This is a genomic window from Colwellia sp. MB3u-55 (assembly GCF_014076785.1).
In the GTDB taxonomy this organism is placed as follows: Bacteria; Pseudomonadota; Gammaproteobacteria; order Enterobacterales; family Alteromonadaceae; genus Colwellia_A.
Map to the genome: position 1 here is coordinate 1 of NZ_JACGUS010000075.1, position 19,280 is coordinate 19,280.

16 protein-coding genes are annotated in these 19,280 nt (G+C 39.1%); 3 read left to right on the plus strand and 13 right to left on the minus strand.

Annotated elements, in window-relative coordinates; genetic code table 11:
- Nucleotides 1-427: 427 nt before the first annotated feature.
- The 6 genes from purD to prmA form a co-directional block, all read right to left on the minus strand.
- The gene (purD, locus tag H4J66_RS03970; RefSeq protein ID WP_182170890.1) at nucleotides 428-1,714 is read right to left on the minus strand and encodes a phosphoribosylamine--glycine ligase; all 1,287 of its coding nucleotides are present in this window, start codon (nucleotides 1,712-1,714) and stop codon (nucleotides 428-430) included.
- Nucleotides 1,715-1,798: 84 nt separating this feature from the next.
- Nucleotides 1,799-2,626: a class I SAM-dependent methyltransferase gene (locus H4J66_RS03975; RefSeq protein ID WP_182170893.1), complete on the minus strand. Its 828-nt coding sequence runs from the start codon at nucleotides 2,624-2,626 to the stop codon at nucleotides 1,799-1,801.
- 257 nt (nucleotides 2,627-2,883) lie between these two features.
- Nucleotides 2,884-4,485, minus strand: coding sequence for a bifunctional phosphoribosylaminoimidazolecarboxamide formyltransferase/IMP cyclohydrolase (gene purH, locus H4J66_RS03980; RefSeq protein ID WP_182170896.1), 1,602 nt, complete (start codon nucleotides 4,483-4,485; stop codon nucleotides 2,884-2,886).
- Between the two features lie 183 nt (nucleotides 4,486-4,668).
- Complete coding sequence (gene fis, locus H4J66_RS03985) at nucleotides 4,669-4,956, minus strand: DNA-binding transcriptional regulator Fis (protein ID WP_070375036.1); 288 nt, start codon at nucleotides 4,954-4,956, stop codon at nucleotides 4,669-4,671.
- Nucleotides 4,957-4,976: 20 nt separating this feature from the next.
- Nucleotides 4,977-5,942 carry a tRNA dihydrouridine synthase DusB gene (dusB, locus tag H4J66_RS03990; protein ID WP_070375037.1) on the minus strand — a complete coding sequence of 322 codons (966 nt, stop codon included), beginning with the start codon at nucleotides 5,940-5,942 and terminating at the stop codon, nucleotides 4,977-4,979.
- A gap of 194 nt (nucleotides 5,943-6,136) precedes the next feature.
- A complete protein-coding gene (prmA, locus tag H4J66_RS03995) occupies nucleotides 6,137-7,018 on the minus strand; it encodes a 50S ribosomal protein L11 methyltransferase (RefSeq protein WP_182170899.1) in 882 nt (293 codons plus the stop codon).
- A gap of 123 nt (nucleotides 7,019-7,141) precedes the next feature.
- Here prmA and H4J66_RS04000 point away from each other — a divergent pair, with 123 nt between their 5' ends.
- Together H4J66_RS04000 and H4J66_RS04005 are read left to right on the plus strand one after the other, a co-directional pair.
- On the plus strand, nucleotides 7,142-7,630 hold the full coding sequence (locus tag H4J66_RS04000) for a putative 4-hydroxy-4-methyl-2-oxoglutarate aldolase (RefSeq protein WP_182170922.1): 489 nt from the start codon (nucleotides 7,142-7,144) through the stop codon (nucleotides 7,628-7,630).
- Nucleotides 7,631-7,680: 50 nt separating this feature from the next.
- Nucleotides 7,681-8,646 carry a bifunctional precorrin-2 dehydrogenase/sirohydrochlorin ferrochelatase gene (locus tag H4J66_RS04005; protein ID WP_182170902.1) on the plus strand — a complete coding sequence of 322 codons (966 nt, stop codon included), beginning with the start codon at nucleotides 7,681-7,683 and terminating at the stop codon, nucleotides 8,644-8,646.
- Between the two features lie 238 nt (nucleotides 8,647-8,884).
- Here H4J66_RS04005 and H4J66_RS04010 read toward each other — a convergent pair whose 3' ends face one another.
- The 6 genes from H4J66_RS04010 to H4J66_RS04035 form a co-directional block, all read right to left on the minus strand.
- Entirely contained in the window at nucleotides 8,885-9,994 is a 1,110-nt protein-coding gene (locus H4J66_RS04010; RefSeq protein WP_182170905.1) for a DUF1513 domain-containing protein, read from the minus strand.
- A 13-nt stretch (nucleotides 9,995-10,007) separates the two neighbouring features.
- Nucleotides 10,008-12,263, minus strand: coding sequence for a TonB-dependent receptor domain-containing protein (locus H4J66_RS04015; RefSeq protein ID WP_182170908.1), 2,256 nt, complete (start codon nucleotides 12,261-12,263; stop codon nucleotides 10,008-10,010).
- A 2-nt stretch (nucleotides 12,264-12,265) separates the two neighbouring features.
- Complete coding sequence (locus H4J66_RS04020; RefSeq protein WP_182170911.1) at nucleotides 12,266-13,441, minus strand: imelysin family protein; 1,176 nt, start codon at nucleotides 13,439-13,441, stop codon at nucleotides 12,266-12,268.
- Nucleotides 13,442-13,480: 39 nt separating this feature from the next.
- Entirely contained in the window at nucleotides 13,481-14,998 is a 1,518-nt protein-coding gene (locus H4J66_RS04025; protein WP_182170925.1) for a di-heme oxidoredictase family protein, read from the minus strand.
- Nucleotides 14,998-16,650: a di-heme oxidoredictase family protein gene (locus H4J66_RS04030; RefSeq protein ID WP_182170914.1), complete on the minus strand. Its 1,653-nt coding sequence runs from the start codon at nucleotides 16,648-16,650 to the stop codon at nucleotides 14,998-15,000. The genes H4J66_RS04025 and H4J66_RS04030 overlap by 1 nt, the downstream gene beginning before the upstream one ends.
- A gap of 108 nt (nucleotides 16,651-16,758) precedes the next feature.
- On the minus strand, nucleotides 16,759-18,126 hold the full coding sequence (locus tag H4J66_RS04035) for an imelysin family protein (protein ID WP_182170917.1): 1,368 nt from the start codon (nucleotides 18,124-18,126) through the stop codon (nucleotides 16,759-16,761).
- Nucleotides 18,127-18,411: 285 nt separating this feature from the next.
- On the opposite strand from H4J66_RS04035, the gene H4J66_RS04040 reads away from it, so the two are divergent.
- Nucleotides 18,412-18,660 carry a methyl-accepting chemotaxis protein gene (locus H4J66_RS04040; protein ID WP_182170919.1) on the plus strand — a complete coding sequence of 83 codons (249 nt, stop codon included), beginning with the start codon at nucleotides 18,412-18,414 and terminating at the stop codon, nucleotides 18,658-18,660.
- A gap of 515 nt (nucleotides 18,661-19,175) precedes the next feature.
- Here H4J66_RS04040 and H4J66_RS04045 read toward each other — a convergent pair.
- The coding region (locus H4J66_RS04045; protein WP_077287512.1) for an elongation factor Tu at nucleotides 19,176-19,280 on the minus strand (105 nt) is incomplete at its 5' end.

A 19,280-nucleotide genomic window follows, 5' to 3' on the forward strand; every position in this document is an offset into this window, starting at 1 on the left:
CTCAGTTTTGATGTCAACGTTTTATTTAATTTAATTTGAAGTTTCTTTTCGAAGATTCAAACCTTATCTATAAAACGTTAAGTTAACTACTTTACCCTAAAGTGATGTAGATAACTTATCAAAACGTTCGTTTGGGTTACCCCTTGGAACTGGAGCGCATTCTAGACATTTCTCGCTGGGCGTCAACCCTTTTTTGTCATATATTTGAAATAATCGATCGTTCGGTCAATTAACATACATACCGCGTTGTTATTGAGCTTTATTAAAGCTAATACAGTAATTATTAATTTTTTATCAGTTCTAACTAAACAAAGCCTAACAAGGATCATTTCAGTTTACTCTAGGAGATCTTGAGATATTCGTCGATTTTAGCTAATAAAAAAGCCTCTTAAAAGAGGCTTTCATTTCAACACTTAAAAAGTATAAGTTAACTTTGTTCTCTGGCGATGGCACGATAGGCAATATCTGTTCTAAATTGTACTTCTTCCCAGCTTATTTCGTGTAATAAAGCATACGCAGATTTTTGGGCTTGTGTAACCGTTTCGCCTAATGCAGTAGCACAAAGCACTCGACCGCCAGCCGTCACTATCTCACCATTAATTTCAGTGGTGCCCGCATGGAAAGTTTTTCTGTCTGGATGCTGGTTAGTTTCTAAACCTGAAATCACTTTACCTTTGGCGTAAGTGCCAGGATAACCGCCGGCCGCTAATACTACGCCTACAGCTGGACGTGGATCAAAATCAATAGTCGCTGTATCTAACTTACCAGCACAAGCCAGTAAGCATAATTCAACAATATCAGACTTTAAACGCATCATAATAGGTTGTGTTTCTGGATCACCAAATCGACAGTTGTATTCAATCACTTTTGGCGTACCTGTCGCATCTATCATCAAGCCAGCATATAAGAAACCGGTATAAGGGGCATCTTCTTTAGCCATACCCTGTACTGTAGGATATATGACTTCATCCATAATACGTTGATGAAGTTCAGCGGTAACTACTGGCGCTGGTGAATAAGCCCCCATTCCACCTGTATTTGGTCCTTCGTCATTATTATAAGCACGCTTATGATCTTGACTTGTTGCCATGGCTAAAACATTTTTGCCATCAACCATTACAATAAAGCTCGCTTCTTCACCATCTAAAAATTCTTCGATGACAACACGATGCCCTGCATCTCCAAAAGCATTACCAGCGAGCATATCTTTAATAGCGTCTTCAGCTTCTGGCAATGTCATTGCGACAATAACGCCTTTACCAGCTGCTAAGCCATCAGCTTTAATAACAATAGGTGCGCCTTTTTCACGAACATAAGCTAACGCAGCTTCTATTTCAGTAAAGTTTTGGTACCAGCCTGTAGGAATGTTGTGACGAGCTAAGAAGTCTTTAGTAAATGCTTTTGAACCTTCAAGTTGTGACGCTTTAGCACTTGGACCAAAAATAGTTAACCCCTCGGCTTGAAAAGCATCAACAACCCCGTCTACAAGTGGTTGCTCTGGGCCTACAATCGTTAGGGTAATGTTTTGAGTTTTAGCAAAGTTGACTAGTGCAGCAGTATCGCCAGCGGATATGGCAACATTTTCTACTTTATTTTCTGTTGCTGAACCGGCATTACCTGGTGCAACAAATACTTTTTCTACTTGTGATGATTGCGCAGCTTTCCATGCGAGTGCATGTTCACGACCACCACTACCTATTACTAAAACATTCATTTAACTTAACCCTACTTTATTTGCTAGAAAATATGCTAAAAAACTTGCGCCATTATAAGGGAAGTTATGGCGCAAGTCTTAAGATTATTTAGCTACTTTTGCAAATTTTAAAGTCATTCGATCACTTTCACCGATAACCAGATATTTTTCTCTATCTTTATCTTTTAATGCAAGTGACGGGGGTAATGTCCAGACACCTTTTTCATAACTTGCTATGTCTTTAGCATTAGCATTTACTTCACTACTGGCAATAAAAGTAAATCCAGCAGCTTCAGCTTGTGCAATTGTCGTCTCCACAGAAACATAGCCGCTATTCATATCGTTAGCTGTTGCACCTTTTGGTAAGCGATGTTCAACGACACCTAAAATACCACCGGTTTTTAATGCCTTAAAGGCATCAATAAAGACTTGGCTTACACCTTCTTCTCCCCAGTTATGTAAATTACGAAAAGTCAGTACCATATCGGCAGTACCAGCGGGGGCTAATTCACTGGCTTTCTTAGGCACAAAGTTAGAGAGTTCAACTTCACTAAACATCTCATGACTAGCCAATTTTTTTACTAACTTTTTACGGGAATTACTGTAATAGTTGTCTTCACCGGTATCAGGGTAATGAGCACCGATTAACTTTCCTTTGCCTTTTAACGCAGGGGCTAAAATTTCAGTGTACCAACCACCACCAGGTGTTATCTCAACAACAGTCATTGATGAATTAAAACCAAAAAATTCTAAGGTTTGTTGTGGATGACGATATTCATCACGTATTTTATTAGCTGCTGATCTATGTTCACTAGCAACCGCTTGGGCTAACTGTGTATTAGCCATAGGTTGCATGGCTTGATCAGCGTAAGAAACACTGGCTAATGACAGGCTGATGATTGAAGCTGATAATAAGGTTTTTATTGTTTTCATTTGCTTTTCCATATCAAGAATAAAGGTTAACTCGACATGTTATAGCAGATTTTAAAAGAAGAAACAGATAAGGAGGATAAAAGAAAGGCATTTAACCTTGTTGAAGTGTAACATTTTATCAACAAGGCTAATAAACCGTTAATTGGAAATGCTTTAAGCGGGTTAGTGAAAATTAAAAGCGGAAGCGTGAAGCGTAGGTTACCTACGTGAGCACTCCCAACGAATAATTTTATTTAACCAACAACAAGCAAACCGACTTAATGGCGGAAGTGGCGCATTCCGGTGAACACCATAGCTATGTTATGTTCATCGGCAGCGGCAATAACTTCATTATCACGCATAGAACCGCCCGGTTGAATAACAGCAGTAATACCCGCTTCAGCGGCAGCATCTAAACCATCACGAAATGGAAAGAATGCATCAGATGCCATGACTGAACCTTTAACTTCTAGGTTTTCATCTGCAGCTTTGATACCAGCAACTTTAGCAGAGTAAACTCGGCTCATTTGACCGGCACCGACACCAATAGTCATGCTATTTTTAACGTAAACAATCGCATTAGATTTCACGTATTTCGCTACTTTCCAACAGAATTGTAAGTCACGCATTTCATCAGCGGTTGGTTGACGTTTAGTAACAACTTTCAAATCATCGCTGGTCACTTTGCCTTGGTCTCTGTCTTGAACCAATAAGCCACCGTTAACACGTTTAAGATCAAAACCGGTAGTTTTGGTCGACCATTCACCACAGGCTAATAAACGTAAGTTAGGTTTAGCAGCAACAATTTGTGCCGCAGCCTCTGAAACACTTGGCGCGATAATAACTTCGACAAACTGGCGAGAAACAATAGCTTCTGCGGTGTCGGCATCTAATTCACGGTTGAAGGCAATAATGCCACCAAATGCTGAAGTAGGATCTGTACGGTAAGCACCTTCGTAAGCGGCTAAGATATTGTCACCAATAGAAACACCACAAGGGTTAGCATGTTTAACGATAACACACGCCGGCTCATCAAATTCTTTAACACATTCTAAAGCGGCATCCGTGTCAGCTATATTGTTATAAGAAAGCGCTTTGCCTTGTAATTGCTTAGCCGTTGAAACCGATGCTTCTTCAGGATTTGCTTCGACATAAAAAGCAGCATCTTGATGTGAGTTTTCACCGTAACGTAAATCTTCAGTTTTAATAAACTGACTGTTAAAGGTGCGTGGAAATTTGTTTTTTTCTTTAAAGTTAACTTCGCTTTTTTCACCGCTTCGCGCACTAAGCATTTTGCCAAAGTAATTTGCGATCATACCGTCGTAAGCTGCAGTATGTTCATAGGCAGCAATAGCTAAGTCAAAGCGTGTGTTATACATTAATGAATCATCGTTACTATTCATTTCTGCTAATACGCGCTCGTAATCGTGAGCATTAACAATAATCGTCACGTCTTTATGATTTTTTGCCGCTGCACGAACCATAGTGGGTCCACCGATATCAATATTCTCAATCGCGTTTTCTAAGCTACAGTTTTCATCACTAACTGCGTTAGCAAATGGGTAAAGGTTAACGACAACAAGATCAATCGCGCTAATATCGTTTTCAGCCATAACGGCTTCATCCATACCACGGCGCGCTAAAATTCCGCCATGAACTTTTGGATGAAGTGTTTTAACACGACCGTCCATAATTTCAGGGTGACCTGTGTATTTAGAAACTTCAGTAACTTGTATACCATTATCAGCTAATAATTTTGCTGTGCCGCCGGTTGATAAAATATCAACACCTTTTTGCGCTAAACTACGAGCGAAATCGACAATACCTGTTTTATCAGAAACACTTAATAATGCACGTTTGATTGGGCGTGGAGTATCCATTGCTTTATTGTTAACCTTAAAGTTAGTTTAATTGTCTGGCCGTTGACATTTGTCCTTGGCAGTGATTTTTTAAAATAAATTTTTTACTCAGTAATGAGTAGCTAGCTGAAGAAAACCCCTTAGCTAGAAATAAAGAAAGCACCCTAGGGTGCTTTCGATTGACAGGGACAACCTGTCTATTTTTTAGTTCATGCCGTATTTTTTAAGCTTCTTACGTAAAGTACCGCGATTGATACCTAACAAGTTAGCTGCACGTGTTTGGTTACCGCGCGTATACTTCATAACTTCTTCTAACATTGGCGCTTCGATTTCAGAAAGTACAAGGTCGTACATATCATCTACATCATTACCATTTAATTGCGATAAGTAGTTACTGATAGCTTGTTTAGCTTGAGTACGTAATGGAGAATACTCAGCTTGAGTTTGGATCTTGCCAGTAACGAATGGTGATGAAATATTTTGTTCAAACATAAAGTTCAGACTCTTTCTAGTTAATTTAAATTATCAAAATACAGTTCTAATGCATCAAGTTGATCGGTAGATGACTCTAACGCATTAAAAACAGAACGAAATTTTTTCTCTTGGTCATACGCGAGCATATACCAAGCAACGTGCTTACGAGCAAAACGAACACCCATAAAGTCACCGTAAAAGTTGTGTAAGTCCTTTACATGCCCAATAACTATCGGACAAATCTCTTCCAATGAGGGGGCAGACAAATGTTCACCCGTTTTCAAGAAATGATTAATCTCTCGAAAAATCCAAGGTTTCCCTTGGGCACCACGACCCACCATTACGGCATCAGCCCCAGTAAAATTTAATACCTGCGCCGCTTTGATTGCGCTGGTAATATCGCCATTAGCCACAACGGGAATACTAACCGCTTGCTTGATGGCTTTTATCGTTTCGTATTCCGCATCCCCTTTATAAAAATCATTACGGGTGCGACCATGAACGACTAAAGACTGAATACCGTTGTGCTCAGCAATTTTAGCAATTTCAATGCCGTTGCGAGTGTTCTCACACCAGCCGGTACGAATTTTAAGTGTTACTGGCACGTTTACCGCATCAACAACACTTCGCACTATTTCTTCAACTAATTTAGGTTCTTTTAATAATGCAGAACCCGCGAGCTTTTTATTGACCTTTTTAGCAGGACAGCCCATATTAATATCTATAATTTGTGCGCCATTTTCAACATTAACTTTAGCAGCAAACGCTAACTCTTCAGGATCTGAACCGGCAATTTGTACCGAACGAATACCTGCAAATTCACTATGAATACTTCGTCGCTTAGATTTTTCGGTATGCCATACTTTGGGATTAGACGAAATCATTTCTGACACGGCTAACCCTGCTCCCATTTGACAACACAGTTGTCGAAAAGGTTGGTCGGTTATTCCGGCCATTGGAGCAAGCATTACATTACTTGATAAAGTATACGAACCTATATTCATGTTGCTGTTTTTTTGAGCTACTATTCAAAAGGGCGCTAAGTTTACGTGTTTTTAAGGGAATTGAAAAGCATATAAATTGAACAATTCTTGCTTTTTTTTGCGTTTTTAATATTGACTTTTTGCAAACTATTGATGTGAGCAGAATTTGTACAAATAGCTAACGAATACTGCTCAATTAATAACAGGGTTTTTGACTAATTTTTTTTACCTGAAAGACGAACCCATTCATCTTGAACAGCAATGGCATCCATATCACACCAATGACTATAAATATTTTGCAGTTCATTGGCCTGTTCTTCTAAAACACCTGACAGTGCAAGGTGACCATTTGGTGCAACAAATTCAATAATCGTTGGTGCTAATTCACGTAATGGTCCGGCTAAAATATTAGCAACAACCACATCAGCTTTAAAACTTGGCTGATCTTTTGGTAAGAAAAGCTCTAAACGGTCTGCAATACCGTTGCGTTCAGCATTTGCTTTACTTGCTTGTAATGCTTGTGGGTCGATATCAATACCGATGACTTTTTTAGCGCCTAACTTGAGTGCCGCCAGCGATAAAATTCCTGAACCACAACCAAAATCAACTACAGTTTTTCCCACTAAATCTAATCCGTCTAACCAGATTAAACATAATGCCGTGGTTGGATGGGTGCCGGTGCCAAACGCTAAACCTGGATCAAGCATAACATTTACTGCATCGGGGTCAGGTACGTCCCGCCAGCTTGGACAAATCCATAAACGCTCACCGAATTTCATTGGATGGAAGTTGTCCATCCACTCTCTTTCCCAATCTTTATCTTCCAGTTGCTCTAACTTGTAAGCCATATTGTTTTTATCTGGATGGATACTTTTCAAATAAGTAATTGTTTTATCCATGTCATGGCTGGCATCGAATAAGCCCATTACCACGGTATTGTGCCAGTAGATAACTTCATCACCCGGAAGCGGCTCATAAATAGGGGTATCTTGAGCGTCGATAAACGTCACGGCTTGTGCGCCACAAGCACTTAACCAATCACTATATTTTTCTGATGTGTCTTCATTCGCACTTAAGCGAAGTTGTATCCAAGGCATGGGGAGGTGCTCACTGTAAATTTTTCACTAGTTTAGCATTTGTTAGTTAATACCTACAAAGACTTCTGCTAGAGTGTTGAGACAATGTAAAATATCCTACTTAGTCTATTAAGGAACCTTATGATGCTCGATCTTCTCCCTGATTTATATGACATTTACCCTGACGCATTAACATTGGCTCAACCGCTATTTACCGATTATGGCAAAGATAAAATATTCTACGGGGAAATAGTTACTGTTGATTGTTTTAATGACAATTCAAAAGTTAAAGCCTTAGTTGATACCGATGGTAAAGGTAAAGTGATGGTTGTAGATGGAAAAGCAAGTATTACTCATGCGCTTTTAGGTGATATGCTTGCTGAAAAAGCGGTTAAAAACGGCTGGCAAGGTATTGTTATTAATGGTTGTATTCGTGATGCAGGTACTATTGCCACACTCAACTTAGGTGTTAAAGCACTGGGGTGCTGCCCAATTAAAACTGAGAAACTAGGTATTGGTGAAGTAAATATTCCCATTGCTTTTGCTGGCATTCATTTTATTCCCGGACAGTTTATCTATGGCGACAGTAATGGCTTAGCCATCAGTGAAAAACTTTTATCATTACCGTCTTAACGCAATTGTTTAGGCTCATACACAGATTAAAGACAATATAGGTTATTTATATGAAATATTTTCCAATTTTCCTTGATGCTAAAAACATATCAGCAATGATTGTTGGTGGCGGTGACGTTGCCGCACGTAAAATTGAACTACTGCTAAAAAGTACGACAAATATTACCGTAATGGCTGAAAGTTTATCCCCTAGTGTTCAGCGCTTAATTGATATACATAAACTGCACTGGCTAACGCATAATTATAAAGGTGGATACTTGGCGGGGATTAACTTAGTCATTGCAGCTACCGATGATAGTGATGTTAATAAAGCGGTAGCAGCTGAGTCGCAATCTTTTAATCTTCTTACCAATGTAGTAGACCAGCCAGAGCTATGTACTTATATCACACCAGCTATTATTGATCGCTCACCGATGATCATTGCGATGTCTAGCTCTGGTAGTGCTCCTATACTCTTAAGAATGCTCAGAGAGCAAATTGAAAAAACGCTACCCAATGGCTACGGTAAACTCGCCGATTTTTGTTTTAAATTTAGAGACCATGTGAAAGTGAGAGTAAAAGGGCTTCGCAATCGTCGCTCGTTTTGGGAAAGTGTATTAAGAGGTCCTATTGGTGAAAATATCTTACAAGGAAATATACAAGATGCTGAACAGCAGCTTATCACGAGTTTAAAAAACGAAGTTCCTCTTCCTCAGGGTGAGATAGTATTTGTTCATACAAAAACAGGTAACCCAGATAAATTGACACTGCAAATTCACCGTGAAATGCAATTTGCCGATGCGGTATTTTATGATAATAACGTTAATATTGATTTTATTGAATATATACGTCGTGATGCTGATAAATATCCACAAAGTATTTCTTCAACAATTCAGGTTAACTTTCAGCATGCATTAGATTTATCAGAAAAAGGACAAAAAGTTATTTATCTCCTCGCTGGCTTTACAGAGCTACCTATAAACTCTGCTTTATCTTTAAGTATGACAAGGAAGACACAACTCGTTTGTGCCGACTGATTCAGCACAACGTTAAAATGAGCACAAAAAAATAGGCTCTATTTACATAGAGCCTAATAAAAACAATACTTTGCGCAAACATTGTTTTATCTGGAGAAGGTAACACAAAAAAATGGTTAAAAAACGCACAATTAAATTGGTGCATTCAAACAAGTAAGCAACGTCTTTATTGGTTAATCAACCTAAAAATGATAACAAAACTCTTTACAAATGCAAACAATAATAATTAGCATTTGCGTTAGGTGATTTTCATCGCTAGTAAGTGGTTATCCCACCTTAGCTGATTAAATGAAAAAGCAAGCCTTGATGAAGAGATGCTACCTTTAGCAAGTTCAGCAATTTGACCTTTACCACTGCTTGCAAATAACTTATCGGTATAAGCAAGGCCAGCACCGTCAGATAAACGTTCAGTACCTAAAAAACTATCATTATTTAAAGACCAATACGTGATCATATCTGCGCGAGGACAACTTATTGCCACTAACGAATTATTATCGTCAACACAGATACTTGCCGTATATTGATTCATCGACCGCCACTGCTGCTTTGACGCTTTTAAATACTTTAATGAAGAGCCTTGTATATGAGAAACCGCTAAAGGAACAAGATCTGTTCGAATTCCCTGGTACTGCAGGCCGGCAATAACCTTATCTTTTGCACTAACACCAAGGTGCCTAATACTCAACTGTGGGTTATCGAGTTGATGCTGCTCAATAATTTTTCCTGAAACTAAATCTAAATAGGATAAGTTGGGCTTCATCGAGTCTATATTAAGTTTTTTTCTTGGCTGATCAGGATGAGTTTTAATGCCACCATTGGCAATAGCTAACGTTTCATCATTAGACATCAACGCAATTTGGTGAGGACCAATGCCACCTGACGGATATCTATTAATTATTTGGTAATTACTTGCATCACGTTCAACAATAAAACCATTACCCGTGCCAAAGTGATTTTCACTGGTCAATAACGTATTTTCTCTCGTCGATAACACACCGTGACCATAGAAATGATAACCCTGCTCAGGCCTTATATGATGAACTATTTGTCCTGAAATAAAGTCAACTTCAAATGCATAAAGACCAGGTCGTCGTGCAAAAATTATTGCCCGACCTGGTTTACCTTCAATATTAATAGCGTCATGGCCACGTGCAGGTAAAGAGATACGGCTAATCTCATTACCCTGTAAATCAACCGCACAGACAAAGTGCTGATTATTATGATCTGTAGCAGCACTGACCAACCAATATTGTTCAGCTTTGCTACTAGAAACGAAAGCAAATAGCCCGGTAGCACTGCAAGCTACGGTTGCGGTTGCGGTCAAAAAACGTCGACGCGTTAACGACATGATAATTTATCCATTAGAAGGTAAATTTTATACCCGTAGTCGCTTGTCTTGGTTTACCCGGTCGAGCCCCAAAAGGCCGGCGAGAAACAATAACAGTTTCATCGGTTAAATTATCAATCTTCAGATAAGCTTTAAAATTATCAGAAAATAGATACCAAGATGAAAAGTCAAGCTGTTGTAGCTCATCAGTCCATAATCCAGAAAGTTCGGTATTATCACCGGCAGCTTCTTGCATTGCCTCTACGTGTTTTAATAATAGGGCAGCACGCCAATTTTCATGCTGAAGTGCCACTTCGATACTTATTTGATTTTCGGGTAAATAAGGTAAGGCATCACCACTTTTAACACGGCCCCATTGGGAAAAGTTTGATTGAAAACTATTCTGAAATTCAGACTCTGTGTGGGTGTAGGCTACGTTAATCGGTAACGTCAATCCTTTGGTTAACTCAAATTCAGTAGTAAAGCTGGCTTCTAAGCCATAAACGTTTACTTCGCCAGCATTAAATTCTTCATCTAGTGTTTGATCACAACCGCTTGAAAACGTACAAGTGCCCTTAAGGTTACTGTAATCGTTATAAAAACCTATAACTTCTGCTCTAAGCGCTTGCTGGCTATAACGTACACCAAACTCATAATTCCAACTCTCTTCTGGATTGACACTATCGCCCTGCCCTGGGCTATTTGGAACATAACCTTTGTTAACCCCAAGTAATAAACCAAGACTTTCATCTATTTTGTAAAAAACACCTAAGCCGGGCATAACAACCGTGCCTGATGATGTTAACTTTTTACCAGTTAAATAGTCATGACTTTCACCTTTAATATATTCAACGCGCACACCTGCAGTAATATTAAATTGGCCAAGATCTACATTTGCATTTACATAACTCGCCAGCGCCGTAGCGCTATCTTTATTTTGGGTGGTGGTTTGCTGTTGCTCATCGGCAAAAACTAATTCATCTCTTTGCATAAAGTATTGATCGGCACGGTGATTTCGTTCGACTTCATCTCGATGAAAACGCAAGCCAGCATCGAGTACTAAATCAGCCCCCATCAACTTGCTGTCCCACAGTAACTTAGTCTCAAGTCCTTGTGAGTAATAGCGGCGATCATTTAACGTAAAGAGTAAGTTTTCTTCCGATGTGGCTGAATCTCGTTCACCCTTTAATATTTCCATAAATAAAGCATTAATACCGGTTTCGGGAGATGTTAATATCGTTTGCATACTCCGACTTGAATTAAAACTATCTAATCTATCCCAATCTCGATCAAACTCACGATGGTAAGCTTGGGTATAAAAGCTAGTTTGGTCATCTAATTCAATATAATGAGATAGCTCAAACTGATAATGCTCCCAATCCATTTTATCGTTTTTACTGGCTATGTATCGACGTTCAGTATTTTCAGTAAAATCTTCATCCGTTAACCCTAAATACGTTTCATTTGAAACTTCATCAGAATAACCACCTTTGAACTGCCATATTTGATAATACTGCGAATTTTTAGGAACAAAGTTGACCTTGAAAATAACCTCATTTTTTTTAAAACCAGTATCGCCACCACCATCTAGCGCTTTAAAGCCATCAGAATTAATCGTTAGCCCTTCGATCAAAAAACCTAACTCTCCATAGCCAGCAAGCGTAGCGGTTTGACTAAAATAACCATGCGCTTTTTGGTAGTTGTCTTGACCAAGCGCTAAATCGATTTTTACTAGCGGTTCTTGAGCACGACTAATAGGACGTGACAGCATATTAATTGCACCACCCACTGTATTTGGGCCATACTTTATTGCTGAAGGGCCCTTAAATACTTCGACCTGACTCATACGTGACATTAATGGAAAATAATAGGCGGCAGGTGCTGCATAGGGAGCTGGAGCAATAAGAATACCATCTTCCATAATAGCAACTTTACTACTCCTTTCTGTCGTTGCACCACGTAAACCAATATTGGGCCGTAACCCATAACCATCTTCTTCTCTGATATAGACCCCAGGAACTGACTGTAATACCCGATGAATATCATCAAATTCAAATTGCTCTAACGTTTCTTCACCCAGCACAAAAGCAGATCCCGTTGTGGTTGCTAATTGATTCCGCTGGCCAAAAATACTGATCACTTCAAGCTGTTTTTCTTGTTGGTTGTTAGCTAGTTTTTGTTGCTCTTGCACTTTTTTACTTTCAAGCTCTGCAGCTTGTGCAGTCAACGTCATTTGGGTCAAGTAAATTGAACAAAGTAGAGCAACTTGAGTTAAAGGAAATTTCAGCACGCTTAATCACCATCATTTGAGTTAAAACCAATATTGATATCAGTTGCTTGAATAAAATCGATAGACAATACATCGCGCAGAACACGTAATTTTTGAATATTGTTATCAATAATGAATCGACCTTCATCACTACTGAGTAATTCTGTATATAAACCAGACAAGGCTTCAGTTGCCGTTATTGCTCCAGTAATACTATCGTTCATCTGTGCAGCAATGGTGTGTTGACCTAAAAATTCAACAAGTATTTTTTCAAAGCTATGGCCACCGCCAGCGCTATATATTTGCTGAAATGATAGTACATTTGTTTTAATGCTGACTAGTGATTGTTCACTGCGGTAAAACTCTGCAGCAGATGGGCTTCCAGGAGCAGTTAAAGCAAAAGGCAGAAGCATTTTTTCGTCTTTAACTCGCTCAACTTGTTCTAGCCAATTAGTGACAATTTCTTCGACTGCATCCTTAACACCAGTAAATTCACCGTTGCCGCCAATTACTTGTGCGATATAATTCCCACCAGTTGCCTGCCATGCATCGAGAACATCCCCACTAATAGTTGTTACATTGTCGCTTACCGCTACCATCACTTCACACCGTTTACTTTTATTACTCGCGCTCAGTAACGAGTCTTGATTTGTTGTAGGATAGAGCAAGTACTCTAGCGCAGGAACACCTTGACCACTGACACTACTTTTAGCAATGGCATTGGCATCTAGGGTAGTTTGAGTAAGTAAGAAGTTATCAACATCCCTTACAACGTAACCTCTACTGTCAGGCCATAATTGTATTCTAAAGTTTCGATTATGCTGCAAAATAGGTCCGATTTTTAACCATTGAATACTCTGCCAAGCTACATTTAATTCCTGCCAAGCCACTCTTAATTCGGTTAGGTCTGATGCCTTAGCATTATCGAGTTGACAAAACGCTGTACTGCTAACAGAAAACTGTTTGGCTTTAGTCTCTAATGTTTGATAGTTAGGCAAGATAACCTTGTTACTTAAATCGGTTAGCCACAAGGTAAACTGATCATCAAGTGTCCCACTCGCCTTAGTTGGTATGGTTGGCGAGACTGGAGTAACTGGCATTATTTCCTTTTCACTTCCACCACCACAGCCAACGAGTACGAGTGTGCCAACAAGTAATACTTGCTGATAAAAACAGTTAATTGATTGGATATTTCTCATTGTTATTTCCTGATATTTTTCAATTGAAATTGAATTAAGCTAAATGGCTTTTAAGAATTTTATTAAATTTTGTCGTTGGCTCGATGTTAACTGAGTAAATTTTTTTTGCGCAGCTTCTGCTTCCCCACCATGCCATAAAATTGCCTCACTAATACTATGAGCTCGGCCATCATGTAAAAATCGTTGCTGTTTAGTGGTCGACTTTTGCAGGCCAATCCCCCATAAAGGAGGTGTTCGCCACTCTTGACCATTCGCATCATCTTCTATGACATTGTCTGCTAAGTTTTTGCCCATGTCATGTAATGCTAAATCGGTATACGGCCAAATAAGTTGATTGGCTAAAACCTCTACCGGATAATTCTTATCGGTTTTATAGCTTGGGGTATGACATTGTTGGCAACCCATTTGATAAAAATGTTCACGCCCTTTTAAGGCTTCTTCTTGGGCTAAACTTCGAGCAGGCGGCACACCTAATAATTGATTAAAACTGACCACTAACGCGAATAATTTATCAGAAATTTCAATAGGAACTTCCTGATGACGATTATTGATTGAAGGTTCACCTAAAATCGCAGTTTTTTGGCAAATGACTTGTGACTCAGTACAACTTTCCGTTGGAAATAAGCTGTTAGTAATACCAATATCATTGCGAAATGCAGCCCCAACTTGTTGGGCTAAAGTAGGATGTTTGGCCTTAAATGAAAATCGGCCAATATCTATAGTACCTGTAGCAACATTTAATACCCGGTTATACTTAGCTGAAATGCCGTCTTGGTTATTGTCGTTACTGTCTTCTTGGACAAGTAGGTCATCTACATGAATAGCATCAAGTAAACCCGCGCCAAAAATATTAGGAGCAAAACGTGGAGTCATACCAATATGCGGAGCCAATTCACCATAAGCCATGTGAGTCAGTTGGTATGTAGGCTGACTTAATTCATAGGCAGTACCATCACTATAATACCCAGAGACAGTCTGATAACTAAGTTCAACTAGTGCCTCGCCTTTTGGTGCATGTTCAAGTTTAGAGTGCCTGAACAATATACCCCTTGGTTGAATTTGATCTCCATAATTTGGGTCAACCAAGGATAGTCCCTCCACTAATACTGGCGTATGGTCACTAAAATTTTGGAAATTATCACGCAAACCGAGTTTTATCACTAAAGATGGCATACTTTCGCCAACCACTGGCATTGGCCCGCGACTCCCTGCATCATGACAACTAATACATGACCGTGTATTAAATAATGGTCCTAACCCATCTCGAGATTTAGTAGAACTTGGTGAAGCAACCCATGGGTCTCTAAAAAATGAAAAACCCGTCCAAAAATTTAATTTTTGCATGCCTGTAACGGCTGCTCCAGGGTGAATATAGCTTTGCTTTTGCAATCGCTTGACGGTCATAGTGCCACCAGGAGCCAATTCGCTTTGCTGAAAATCAGGGGCTTTATTCTCTGAACAACCCAAAGTAAAAATAACAATTATAAAGAACAGATACTTCGTCAATATTTTTATCAGTGCTGCACTTCGATAAAAAGCTGATTTGTTTTTTCTCATCACAACGACTCAACAAACTGTAATAACTGCTGTCGCTCAATTTGGCTTAATTGCATAAAAGCATTTTTACTGTTTAGTGCTTCACCATCATGCCAAAGAATAGCTTCCTCGATTGTTCTAGCCCGACCATCATGTAAAAAAGTGGCTTCTGGGTTAACCGTCTGCACTAGACCTATACCCCAAAGAGGAGGAGTCTTCCATTCTGTACCCGAAGCATCACCTTGAATAAGATCATCGGCTAACCCCTCGCAACGTTGCACATATTCACATTCAGCACCACTAGTGCATGATTGCCCATTAATCAGTTCACGAGTTACTGCACAAGAGCCCCCCATATCATGAAGTAATAAGTCGGTATAAGGAAAAATTGTTTGCTCAGACAACACTTCAATGGGCTCAGCATTAGGCTCCAAGGATAACAAGGTTAATTGCCCTAAAACACTTCCCGCTGCTAAGCCTGTAATATGCCTAGGCGTATGACATCCCACACAGTTTGACGTAAAAAATAACTTTCGACCTTCTACTATATTACTTTCCCATTCTACACTCTTTGGATCGTAACCACGTCTAGCTGGAACGCCTAGTAATCGATTATAAAATTCAACTAACGCCAATTCTTTATTACTAACATCGGTTTTATCTGCTGTTTTTATTTCTTGTTCAGCGATAAAGTGACAAGATAGCTGTTGCTCAGAGCAAGGTTCATTGACAAATATACTTGTGGTAAGACCCATGTCTCCTTGATAAGCAGATGCTGCTTGCTGTAATACTGATGGGTTTTGTGCTTTATAAGTAAAACGCCCTAGGGCCATCTCTCCAGTTATTACATCAGTAACCATAGATGGACGTCCAGAAATTCCATCATTATCATGATCTGACACGTCGACCAGTGCTAAGATATTTTCAGCAGGTATGGCCTCTAATAAACCAACGCCATGTATTCCCGGTGCTAATCGAGGAGAAAAGCGAATACCCTCAATAAATTCACCAAAACTTAGATCTTTTATTCGATAAACAGGTGAACGTAATTGGTAGCTACTGCCGTCAGGATATTGTCCTGACAATGTTACATATTCAATATATGGTGTTGCTTCTCCAACTAATTCATTGCCATTTAATGAACCGTCATAAACAGCCAATCCTAAATTAATATCACCACCATCAAAGCTTTGTACAGCAAAGGGCTGTAATTGATCACCATAAATGGGATCTTTTGCACCAGTTTCATCAGCAAGTTTAAATAACATCGTTAACATAGGTTCTGTTTTTGACAAGGGTAGCTCTCCACGTCCATCACTGATATGACAGTTTTGGCAAGCGGAATTATTAAGCAATGGACCGATATCGGTATGTTTAGTCCTAAATAAGTGATCACCCGCCGTAAAAAAGCCATCTTGTTTAAAATTACTTTTAATCATTTGGGGGCGAGTGCCAAAAGCATCTTTATTAGTCACAAATACAGTTGCATCTCCACCCGTTAAATATTCTTCAATTAAAATAATATCTTCTGATAACGGTGTTAAACCACTATGGTCTAAAAGAACAACGGGGGGTATTGGTGGTAAAACGATGACTGACTCTGCTTTTTTAGAACTACCGCCACATGCCCCTAAAAAACTAGTAGCTAATATCAATACAACGATTTTCTTCATCAATTCTGTCACCATTTTACTCTTAAATTCTTTATGTCACTCAAGCTAGAGATGGGCCCTTAAGAGCCCATGATTTAATATATATTTGAAGAATGCTTACACTGCAGATTATTCAATAGTTGTACTACCATCTTGTTTTAGATCACCAGCCGTAACACCAAGTGCATCGATCACTTGTTCTATGTCATCAGTTTGAGTTACTAATCCTGCAATAACCGCCACAACATTCGGCTGTTCAATATCTGTTGCTGTTAACACATCAAATGGTATACCCATTTTTGCTTTTGTATCAATAACCGCTGCGGCCGACATCGTTGCTTCTAGTGAACCACGTAATTTATTCGCTAACACATGTTCACCTTCAGTAACTAACAGGTCATAAATAGATGCACCTTCAATAACTTCCCCGTCAATACGCGTATATTTTGCATTAAATGTATTCTGAACACCTTTTGCATTCAAGAAAATATCACGGTGTGTATTATCACTAAAACATGAATGCTCATCTTCCTGTGAATTATTGATTAATGCGATATTTATACGCTCGCTTCCCAATTCACCGTAACTTAAACGACCCATACCTTCGAGTATAAGGCCTAGTGACTCGTCACCACCTGCAACAAAAGTTTTATAATGGCTGCCACTTTGTGGCTCCCATGCATTAACAACAGTTTTAAGATCTTCTATTAAAATATCTGCAGCAAGCATTAAGTATTGACCTCGACGCTGACAAGTTACTACGGTAATAGTATTACCTGCACCCGAAGTACATGCGCCATCGAGTGCGTAATCACTCACTGGTCGTTGGCCTGGCGTATTATCTCTGACACCTGCGCCAGTTAAATCGTCATTTAAATCTTGACCCCAAAGTAAAAACTCTATGGCGTGGTAGCCAGTAGTTACGTCAGCATCACCATTCTTTTCAAATAGACCTTCTAGCAAAGCTTTATCAATTGTTGCAGTACCTGCAATAATATTTGTTCCTTCTAACGTTGCAATCCCGTCATCACCGTCTACTTGACCAGCGATGTAATCAATAACAGCTTCACCTAGAGGCCAAGCATTTAATGCGCCTTCAACTCCACCTTCGCTTCCATCGGCATTGGTATCGATTGGACCACCACGGAAACGATAAACTTCAGTTTGTCCGTAAGGTTCACGTGATGCTTTCCACGATTCTTTAGCTGTAAAAAAGTTTGCACTTGTTGGAGTAGCAACAAATGTAGCTAATGAATCACGTAACGTTATCGCTGCAAACAACGAATCAGAGTATGCTGCATAAGCAATATTGGCATTAGTAATAATGACATCTTCTCGGGTTACAAAATTACTAACTCCTGAGATTCCAGCGGCACCTTCGACCCCATTAGTACCTGCAAGACCTTCCTTGCCATCATCACCATCGTCTACACATGCCGTTAAAGCACTTGCTAATAAAATTGCTATTGTTATTTTATGTACAGGACCGAAATTCATTATTTCCTACCTACCTATGTTTAATATTGAGTGTTGTATGTTCGTAAGATTTAATAATAGTAACGAAAAATAACAGAAACATCAATACAAATAACAATAGTTATCGTTTGTATTTGTATTTGTATTTGTATTTACATTGACTTTAAGTTGCGTGCCTAGGTTATATTTAACGTTGTGATTACTCATTCACTGTATGCGTTAGTATTTAATTTCTACATTTTAAATCTTTAAGTGGTTGTTAGTTTAAGGTCAAACATATCGGTAGTTTTAGGTGTAGTACTCACTATGATCAGAGCAATTGCCGATCAGACGGATTTTTTAGCACTCAATGCAGCTGTTAATAAAGCTGACAGTGCTGGAGAAAAAGGTAGAGGTATTTCTTCTGTCGCTGAGGAAGTGCTTAGTATAGGAACGCCTATAAAAGAGTCTACTAGCAATATAGAATCAATCATTGATGAATTAAAAATTTCAGCAACTAAGGCTGCAGCCGTTTTGGATAATAACAAAAATCAAGTAAAACCGAGCGAATACTAACCGAATAAGTACATAATATATTTAACGAGATACCGTGTATTATCAAGAAATTTCAATAACAAACTAATGAGATTCTAAAGCGGTTACTCAGCAATTACCTGTCGCTGAAGGGGTATCAAAAAATGTACAAAATACCCAATGACTTAGCTTTGATACTGTCAAAAGTGCCTTAAAGATGGCTAAGAGCCTAGACAGTTTACTTGCAAACTTAAACGCGTTAAGTACTGTGGTGAGACAATTTATAATTTTGCTACATTCAACACGTTAGAACCTATATCTATCAAGATACAATAATATTTAATCTATAGAAATAACCTGCAGCTCATTGCGGTCACTGACCTTTCATAACTTGATGTCAACTATGAAGCTAAGACAGTCTCATTGAACGGCTAAGTTATTAACACCTGCTCTGTATTGGCAACTTTGACTGTTTTGACAGTTTCGTTAAAATTTAGACATAAAAAAAGACGCCTAAGCGTCTTTTTTTGAGTTCTAGTGAGAACTAAAATCTGCAATTATGCGATGATTTTAGATACAACACCAGCACCAACAGTACGACCACCTTCACGGATAGCGAAGCGTAAACCTTCATCCATCGCTACTGGGTTGATTAGCTCTAC

Excerpts from the sequence above, each read along its gene's own strand:
- H4J66_RS04020 (WP_182170911.1), bottom strand. The coding sequence starts at position 13,441 with ATGAGAAATATCCAATCAATTAACTGTTTTTATCAGCAAGTATTACTT.
- H4J66_RS04040 (WP_182170919.1), top strand. The coding sequence starts at position 18,412 with ATGATCAGAGCAATTGCCGATCAGACGGATTTTTTAGCACTCAATGCA.
- H4J66_RS04010 (WP_182170905.1), bottom strand. The coding sequence starts at position 9,994 with ATGTCGTTAACGCGTCGACGTTTTTTGACCGCAACCGCAACCGTAGCT.
- H4J66_RS03975 (WP_182170893.1), bottom strand. The coding sequence starts at position 2,626 with ATGAAAACAATAAAAACCTTATTATCAGCTTCAATCATCAGCCTGTCA.
- purH (WP_182170896.1), bottom strand. The coding sequence starts at position 4,485 with ATGGATACTCCACGCCCAATCAAACGTGCATTATTAAGTGTTTCTGAT.
- prmA (WP_182170899.1), bottom strand. The coding sequence starts at position 7,018 with ATGCCTTGGATACAACTTCGCTTAAGTGCGAATGAAGACACATCAGAA.
- dusB (WP_070375037.1), bottom strand. The coding sequence starts at position 5,942 with ATGAATATAGGTTCGTATACTTTATCAAGTAATGTAATGCTTGCTCCA.
- purD (WP_182170890.1), bottom strand. The coding sequence starts at position 1,714 with ATGAATGTTTTAGTAATAGGTAGTGGTGGTCGTGAACATGCACTCGCA.
- H4J66_RS04000 (WP_182170922.1), top strand. The coding sequence starts at position 7,142 with ATGCTCGATCTTCTCCCTGATTTATATGACATTTACCCTGACGCATTA.
- H4J66_RS04025 (WP_182170925.1), bottom strand. The coding sequence starts at position 14,998 with ATGAGAAAAAACAAATCAGCTTTTTATCGAAGTGCAGCACTGATAAAA.
- H4J66_RS04030 (WP_182170914.1), bottom strand. The coding sequence starts at position 16,650 with ATGAAGAAAATCGTTGTATTGATATTAGCTACTAGTTTTTTAGGGGCA.
- H4J66_RS04035 (WP_182170917.1), bottom strand. The coding sequence starts at position 18,126 with ATGAATTTCGGTCCTGTACATAAAATAACAATAGCAATTTTATTAGCA.
- H4J66_RS04005 (WP_182170902.1), top strand. The coding sequence starts at position 7,681 with ATGAAATATTTTCCAATTTTCCTTGATGCTAAAAACATATCAGCAATG.
- fis (WP_070375036.1), bottom strand. The coding sequence starts at position 4,956 with ATGTTTGAACAAAATATTTCATCACCATTCGTTACTGGCAAGATCCAA.